The 7,855-nt window shown below is 41.8% G+C and carries 6 protein-coding genes; all 6 read left to right on the top strand.

What is annotated here, in order from left to right; all coding sequences use genetic code 11:
* Positions 1-183: AraC family transcriptional regulator (locus QYT14_RS17895; protein ID WP_289826454.1), on the top strand; the 183-nt coding region annotated here is incomplete at its 5' end.
* A 44-nt stretch (positions 184-227) separates the two neighbouring features.
* Complete coding sequence (locus QYT14_RS17890) at positions 228-2,837, top strand: hypothetical protein (RefSeq protein ID WP_288325670.1); 2,610 nt, start codon at positions 228-230, stop codon at positions 2,835-2,837.
* A 322-nt stretch (positions 2,838-3,159) separates the two neighbouring features.
* On the top strand, positions 3,160-3,315 hold the full coding sequence (locus QYT14_RS17885; protein WP_288325671.1) for a hypothetical protein: 156 nt from the start codon (positions 3,160-3,162) through the stop codon (positions 3,313-3,315).
* Positions 3,312-3,818 (top strand): DUF6169 family protein, encoded by a 507-nt coding sequence (locus QYT14_RS17880; protein WP_288325672.1) that lies wholly within the window; start codon positions 3,312-3,314, stop codon positions 3,816-3,818. Before QYT14_RS17885 ends, QYT14_RS17880 begins: the two co-directional genes overlap by 4 nt.
* Before the next feature lie 351 nt (positions 3,819-4,169).
* The gene (locus QYT14_RS17875) at positions 4,170-5,531 is read left to right on the top strand and encodes a THUMP domain-containing protein (protein WP_288325673.1); all 1,362 of its coding nucleotides are present in this window, start codon (positions 4,170-4,172) and stop codon (positions 5,529-5,531) included.
* A gap of 61 nt (positions 5,532-5,592) precedes the next feature.
* Positions 5,593-7,848 (top strand): S9 family peptidase, encoded by a 2,256-nt coding sequence (locus QYT14_RS17870; RefSeq protein WP_288325674.1) that lies wholly within the window; start codon positions 5,593-5,595, stop codon positions 7,846-7,848.
* The last annotated feature ends 7 nt before the right edge of the window (positions 7,849-7,855 follow it).

Here is a 7,855-nt window from a genome sequence, read left to right as displayed (position 1 = left end):
GAATATGCCAAGGAGCTGCTCCGTTCAGGCAAGTGTCCGTTGGAGGAACTGCCCCGACGCTGCGGGTTTCTGTCTCGAAGTACGTTTTACACTTCCTTTAAGAAGGTGGCGGGTGTTTCTCCAAAAAGATATATGAAACAAGAACAGAGGGCTGTGCCCTCGGAACCGATAGAATATGTATAACCAATTTTAGTTTTTTAAATTTATAAATTTAAAGTTTTTCTATTATGAACAAAAAGTTTTTAAGTGCAATCCTGTTCGGAGCCTTAATGGTTACCTCGACAGGAACATTTGTGTCTTGTAAAGATTACGACGATGATATCGACGAAATCAACAGCAAGATTGACAAGATTGAAACTACACTGTCTGAATTGGAGTCAAAGATTGGCGACAAGGGTGTGACCAGTGTGACTTTCGACGAAAAGACAGGTGTATTGACTGTAGTTGACGGTACGGGTACAAAAACGTATACCATCAAGACAACAGCTCCTGATGTAGACGAACTAACCATTACTATTGAAGGCAAAGACCTCAAAGTAGACGGAAAGGTGATAGGTCAGGTAGGTGACACAGTCGCAGTGAAAAACGGTGAGTTGACAATCAATGGTACAGCTACCGGCATCAAGGTTGGTCAATATGCTATTTTGGACAATCAAAGCGCAGGTACCGTAACCATCACTCTGCCCGATGCAAACGGCAAATTGCAAACTGTTGAGTTGATGAAAGCATCTGCTGCATTGACTTCTGTACAGTTCCAAAATGCACCTACATTCATCGATATTGTAGGAACTAATAATGCAATCCAATGGGGTACTGCCCATATCGCATTCCCTAACTGGGGAGGTAAAAAGGGGACTATTACCAGAAATCAGTTAATGGTAGGTCAGACCAATGTTGTAAATGTTCAGGTTACTCCTGCAAGCTACGACTTGGGTGCACAGACTTTGACTTTGGTTGACTCAAAGGGCAATGTGGCTCCGGTAAATGTAACTGCTGTTGCAAACAACAGACTGATTTCTCGTGCTGCATCTGCTAATGGTAACTGGGCTTTGTCTATCGAAATGACAGATGATGTTACTGCCAACAACATCAAGGAAGTATTCGATTTTGATGCTACTCATCCTATGGCATACACATTATGTGTAAATGGCATTCCTTATACTACTTATGAATTGGCTGTTGTACCTAGCAACAATAAGTCTACTGTTTCCGCACCTATTACTACAGTAAGAGGTGGTGATGTAAAATATGTAACTGCTGATGGGCGAGTAGCAACATTAAATACCGGTAAATTCCCTACCGGAAGTACAGAATTGTTTATCGAACAGTGTAATTTGTATGATTCATACATCACTTTTGAAGGTACAAACAAATCTTTGGCAGAACAATACGGAATCACTGTTGACGGTATGACTATCAATGTTCCCGCTTCTGCTACAGGTGTAACTATCAAGGGTATTGTACATACAATGGCTATCAACGGTTACGAATCTGCAATTACCGACAACGAAGTTGAATTCAATATCATCGGTAGCACAGTAACTGCTCAAACCATCGCTGCTACAACTCATCAGATTGCACCCGCCGCAACTGTTGCCGACGTTTTGAAGAACGTACGCATCGATTTAGGTGACGTATTCAAGAATATTCCTGCCGCAACTCGTGAAGCTGCACGTGAAACAGCTCAGTTCTATGTAGTAGAAGAAAAGAGCCAGACCGGATTCTTGGTAAAACATAACATCGCATTAGCTAACTCTACTTACAATAAGTTCAATACTGTTTCATATCTGAAAGCTGACGGAACAGCATGGACAGATAATACAGACGATATTCTTGATTTGCGTTATATCGAATTACCTGTATACCAGGCTGTAGCTGCTGATGCTCAACCGGGTGACTACCAATTGTCATTTGTTGTAATGGATGAGAATTATGTAACAGGTAGCGGAAATATTAAAGGCAATGAAATCATCAAGATTAATATGCCGGTTAATGTAACTGTTCCTTCATTCGCTGATATGTTTGAAAAGACTGCTACCGAATGGAATACTGCCAAGACTGAATTCAATGCTAGAATTTATGTTGAACCTACAAATGATGCTCAACTGAGATTTGGCGAAGCCTTTAATAAGACTGCCAACTATGCAGATGCAGAGTATTCACAAGTTGTATATGACGTGAAATATATTGATTCTAAATCTCCGATAGCTACCTCAAGTAATGTTGAACTTTCAACAGAAAACGGAATAGCAAGAATCAGCGGCAGAGGAGGATTAGCAATTCTGGATAAGACAGTGGTATACAATGCTACAGGAGATGCTCTGAAAGAAAATACGTTCGCAAACATGACAGCATACTATCCGTTGTTCTATCAAGTTACTAAGACTGATGCAAACCGATTCCTGACCAATGATGAGTTCGATGCTTTGCAAGAAGCATTTACGGTAGCATCTGATTCTTATACATCGAAACTTGTTACTCCTCTTGCAGGTGTAGCTATCAGTACTGGTGATATTGTTCTTAATGCAGCCGGAGAAGCAGCGCTTTCACTTAAATTGGGTACATCAACTGTAGTTGTAAACAACACTAACATTGCTAGTGGAGCAACAGCAGCACTAACCAACTCTAATGGCGCCAGCTATACTCTTAATACTGCAGCTCCTAGTGGCAATGTAGTTAAAGCTGAATTTACAATTGAATCCGGTGCAACCGTAGCTTTGACAGCTACTGGTATTAAAGTTACCGGTTTGACAGGTATGTCAACATTAAAAGTTACTTTGACTGACGCTACAGGCATTGTCTATACATCTACCGTACAGATTCAGCCTGCTAAATAATAAAGTAGTAAGTAGTATAAACCCTACTTATAAATAACTCAAAGGACCGCCCCAACCACTGTGCTGGGACGGTCTTTTTCAATATTCCACACCTTTAACAAACATTGCCAATCTTGTTTTCTGCCTTCTTTTACGCCCTGACTTCGTCAATGTGTCCCCCCAAAAAATCATCATCAAACAACAGAGCGATGCGTTTGTGGCGTTCTATAATCATTGTTCTGCTGATTTTGAAGAGAGAAAGTTATAATATTATAAGGTTCTACAAAAGAATCTGATTCTCAACAAAAAGTATTATCTTTGCCAAAGGAAAGGATAGATATTTATGGTAAAAACCAAAGCAACAAAAGAAGAAACTTTAGCCAAATTTAAAGCAGCAAGAGAAAAGAAACGTGCTTGTCTGGCTAATTTGGAAAAGTCAATGAAGGAAGCCTATAAAAAACGTACAGGTAAGGAGGCTGAAACCTTTTTTGCATTATGAAACAGCTTCTTTCATTGAAACGTATTAACGAAAATTCTTCATATCCGGTAGAAACGACTGGAGAAGATGGATTTTATCAGTTCTTTACAGACAGGGGAGTACATTATTCTGTAGGGTTTATGGAAGATGATATTTTACTGTCACAGAACTCATATCAATTGATTATAGCCAATATCAATAACCATAAATCTCCCCGTGACCATAAAGTACGTGATACGATTATTGCTATCGTTGATGAATTTTTCAGGAACAACAACTCAACATTGCTCTATATTTGTGAGACTAGTGACAGCAAGCAAAGTATGCGTAGCCGGTTGTTTGAGTATTGGTTCTCCACTTACAATCGGAAGGCTCTTTTTACAATGATTTCATCTTCAATTGTTGATGAAGAAGGTGTCGTAAACTTTGCAACGATAATTCTTCGTAATGACAATCCAAATTTATCGGAGATTATAGCTGAATTTACCGAATCAATCCAATTACTTAGTCAAAAACCTGAATGATAGGACAAGTGCCGATTTCAGGAACTTTAAACCCTTTGCTTACCAATACCAATATAATCTATTTCTCTCCGGAACACGGTTGCTAACAGTATTACTGTTACCGGTTTGACAGGTATGTCTACATTAAAGGTAACATTTACCGATAACTCAAAAGACCGCCTCAACCACTGTGCTGGGACGGTCTTTTTCAATATTCCACACCTTTAACAAACATTACCAATCTTGTTTTCTGCCCTCTTTTACGCCTTATTTAACTTCTAAAAAACAGATAATCTTCTAAATAATTGAATAGCAAAGAGAAAATCACTAAATTTGTCGCATCAATTGAAATTACGTAATTATCATTTTAAAATGAAGGAAGAATTCGAGCTAATCGCCAAGACTTTCCAGGGACTGGAAGAAGTTCTGGCAAAAGAACTCACCGAGCTGGGAGCCAGCAATATAGAAATAGGAAGACGCATGGTAGCTTTTACCGGCGACAAGGAGATGATGTATAAGGCTAACTTTTGCCTACGTACAGCCATCCGTATCCTGAAACCCATTAAGCACTTTGAAGCCAAAACCGCCGATGAAGTGTATGAAGCCATTAAATCCATCGCATGGGAAGAGTATTTGGACACCAACAAGAGCTTCGCAGTCGATGCAGTAGTATTCTCGAATGAATTCCGCCATTCAAAGTTCGTAGCCTATAAGGTGAAAGACGCCATCGTAGACTACTTCCGCGAGAAAAACGGCGAACGCCCTTCCGTACGCATCAATAACCCTGATGTAGCACTGAACATCCACATTGCCGAAGACAAATGTACTTTGTCACTCGACAGTTCCGGCGAATCATTACATCGTCGCGGTTATCGCCAGGAGGCAGTAGAAGCTCCGTTGAACGAAGTACTGGCCGCCGGTATGATTTTAATGACCGGATGGAAAGGCGAATGTGACTTGATAGACCCGATGTGCGGTTCAGGAACCATTCCTATTGAAGCGGCCTTGATTGCACGTAATATAGCTCCGGGCGTATTCCGCAAAGAATTTGCTTTCGAGAAATGGAACGACTTCGACCAAGAATTATTCGATACGATTTATAACGATGATTCACAAGAGCGTGAATTCACACATAAAGTATATGGATATGACAATAATCCGAAAGCCAACGAGATTGCTACACATAATGTGAAAGCAGCAGGACTGAGCAAGGAGGTAATCTTAAAAATACAACCGTTCCAGCAATTCGAACAGCCGAAAGAGAAAAGTATCATTATCACCAACCCTCCTTACGGTGAACGCATCTCGACAAACGATTTATTAGGTTTATACCAGATGATTGGCGAACGTCTGAAACATGCATTTGCCGGAAACGACGCATGGATACTGAGTTATCGTGAAGAATGCTTCGACCAAATCGGACTGAAGCCATCTATCAAGATACCGTTGTTTAATGGTGCTTTGGAATGTGAATTCCGCAAATATCAGTTGTTTGACGGAAAATATAAAGAGTTCCGTACCGAAAATAAAGACAGAGATTTCAAACCACGACGCGAAGATACCCGCCCCCGCCGCAACAGTGAAAGGGTGGAGTACGGAGAACGGCGCGAACGACGCAATTTTGATGACAAACGCGAAGGACGTGGAGATTTCAAGAACAAAGACAGAAAAGACAGAGGAACCGGAGAAAGAAAAGAGTTTAAACCACGCTTTAAGAAAGAGGAAAATAGATAGTAAAGAATTAACCGGCTTGAGGTTCTGAACCGGAACCCCAAACCGGAAAAAACAAGAAGCTATGAAGAATATTATACTAAAAAGCCTACTTATATTAATGACATCATGTATCTCTACTATGAGTGTTATAGCGCAGGATAAGAAAAGTTTTACTCTCGAAGATCTGATGCCGGGAGGAAACAACTATTTCAATCTACAGCCCAAGAATCTGTATGGACTGAAATGGTGGGGAGACGTATGTATCAACGCCGACATAGAAGAGGTAAAAGCGGTGAACCCGGCCAACGGAAAAGAGACTGTCCTCTTCACCTTGCAAGACACAAATGACTTGCTGGCAGCCAAGGAACTGGGAAAGATGAATCATTTATATAATGTATCTTTTCCATATACCGAAAAGTGGATGCTGGTAAACACATCTACCCACAAGGTGCTGATTGACTGTGACAAGAAAGAAATAATATGGAGTCAGCCCATTGCCGCCAAAGCAGCCAACCAAGACTGGAACAAAGACAGCCGTTCGCTGGCTTACACCATTGCCAATAATTTGTTTGTAACCACTGCAGACGGTAAAACCCACCAAGTAACCGATGAACCCAAAGGCATCGTATGCGGCCAAAGTGTACACCGTCAAGAATTCGGCATTTATAAAGGTACGTTCTGGAGTCCGAAAGGAAACCTGCTCGCTTTTTACCGCATGGATGAAACAATGGTAACGGATTATCCGCAAGTGAATACTACGACCCGTATCGCCACCCTCGAACCGGACAAGTATCCGATGGCAGGAATGACCAGCCATAAAGTTACCGTGGGAGTTTACAATCCTGCAACCGAAAAGACTGTCTACCTGAAAGCCGGTGACCCGACCGACCGCTATTTCACTAATGTTAGTTGGAGCCCGGACGAAAAGAGCGTTTATGTGATAGAATTGAACCGTGACCAAAATCATGCAGAGTTGGTGCGGTATAATGCAGAAAACGGAGAAAAAGATGCCGTACTTATCAAAGAAACACATCCCAAATACGTAGAACCGCAACATCCTATTATTTTCTTGCCTTGGGATGATACAAAATTTATCTACCAAAGTCAAATGGATGGTTACAATCACTTATATTTGTACGATTTGGATGCCCACAAAGCAAAAGTACCACCCTATCTCAGTGCCTTTATCGGTGCCGAACAAATGTTTGGAGACTGCGAAGCTACTATCACCAACAACATTATTATGGAGCAACAGCTCACTCAAGGCGAATGGCTTGTGCAAAAGATTCTCGGCTTCAACGAAAAGACCAAAGAAATCATCATCATGAGCACTGAGGTTTCTCCGTTACAAAGTAACGCATACGCCGTGAATGTAAAGACCGGGAAACGCCGTCTCATCGGGAATAAGGATGGAATGCACAATGTACAACTGTCAGCAAGCGGTAAATATGTGATAGATAACTATACTTCTTCCACCGTTCCCCGTAATATAGACATTGTTCCTACTTCGGGTAAAGGAAAAAATATCAATTTGCTGACTGCTACCAATCCGATGGATGCATACAATATGCCCGAAATCACTCTCGGCACCATTAAAGCGGCCGATGGTAAGACAGACCTCTATTATCGTCTGGTAAAACCGGTGAACTACGACCCCAACAAGAAATATCCGGCAGTCATCTATGTGTATGGCGGCCCTCATGCACAAATGATACACAATGTGCGTAACTATGGCGCCGGAGGATGGGATATTTACATGGCCCAACTGGGTTATGTGATGCTGACTGTCGACAGCCGCGGCAGTGACAATCGCGGACGGGAGTTTGAGAACTGCACCTTCCGCCAACTGGGTACAGAAGAAATGAAGGATCAGGTAAAAGGAGTGGAATTTCTAAAATCACTCGGTTATGTAGACGAAAACCGCATCGGTGTACATGGCTGGAGCTTCGGCGGCTTCATGACCACCAACCTCATGCTGACCTATAATGATATCTTCAAGGTAGGTGTAGCCGGTGGTCCGGTTATCGATTGGGGATATTATGAAGTAATGTATGGCGAACGCTATATGGACAGTCCGCTGAGCAACCCAGAAGGCTATAATAAAGCAAATCTGAAACTGAGAGCCGGCGACCTGAAAGGACGGTTGATGCTGATTCATGGCGGCGAAGATCCTACTTGTGTTCCGCAACACAGCTACACCTTCCTGCGCGCATGCATTGATGCAGGTACACATCCCGACTTCTTTATTTACCCGGAAGACGGACACAATATGTTCGGCCGTGACCGTGTTCACTTATACGAACACATCACCCGCTATTTTGAAGACCATCTAAAATAATAAATTC

Origin of the sequence: uncultured Phocaeicola sp., from assembly GCF_948499155.1 — a bacterium.
GTDB classification, from domain to species: domain Bacteria; phylum Bacteroidota; class Bacteroidia; order Bacteroidales; family Bacteroidaceae; genus Phocaeicola; species Phocaeicola faecalis.
The sequence above is the reverse complement of the archived record's forward strand: the minus strand, read 5'-3'. Positions and strand labels throughout refer to the sequence as shown.

Bases quoted from the DNA above. Each gene is read 5' to 3' on its own strand.
- QYT14_RS17890 (WP_288325670.1), top strand. From the start codon at position 228: ATGAACAAAAAGTTTTTAAGTGCAATCCTGTTCGGAGCCTTAATGGTT.
- QYT14_RS17885 (WP_288325671.1), top strand. From the start codon at position 3,160: ATGGTAAAAACCAAAGCAACAAAAGAAGAAACTTTAGCCAAATTTAAA.
- QYT14_RS17880 (WP_288325672.1), top strand. From the start codon at position 3,312: ATGAAACAGCTTCTTTCATTGAAACGTATTAACGAAAATTCTTCATAT.
- QYT14_RS17875 (WP_288325673.1), top strand. From the start codon at position 4,170: ATGAAGGAAGAATTCGAGCTAATCGCCAAGACTTTCCAGGGACTGGAA.
- QYT14_RS17870 (WP_288325674.1), top strand. From the start codon at position 5,593: ATGAAGAATATTATACTAAAAAGCCTACTTATATTAATGACATCATGT.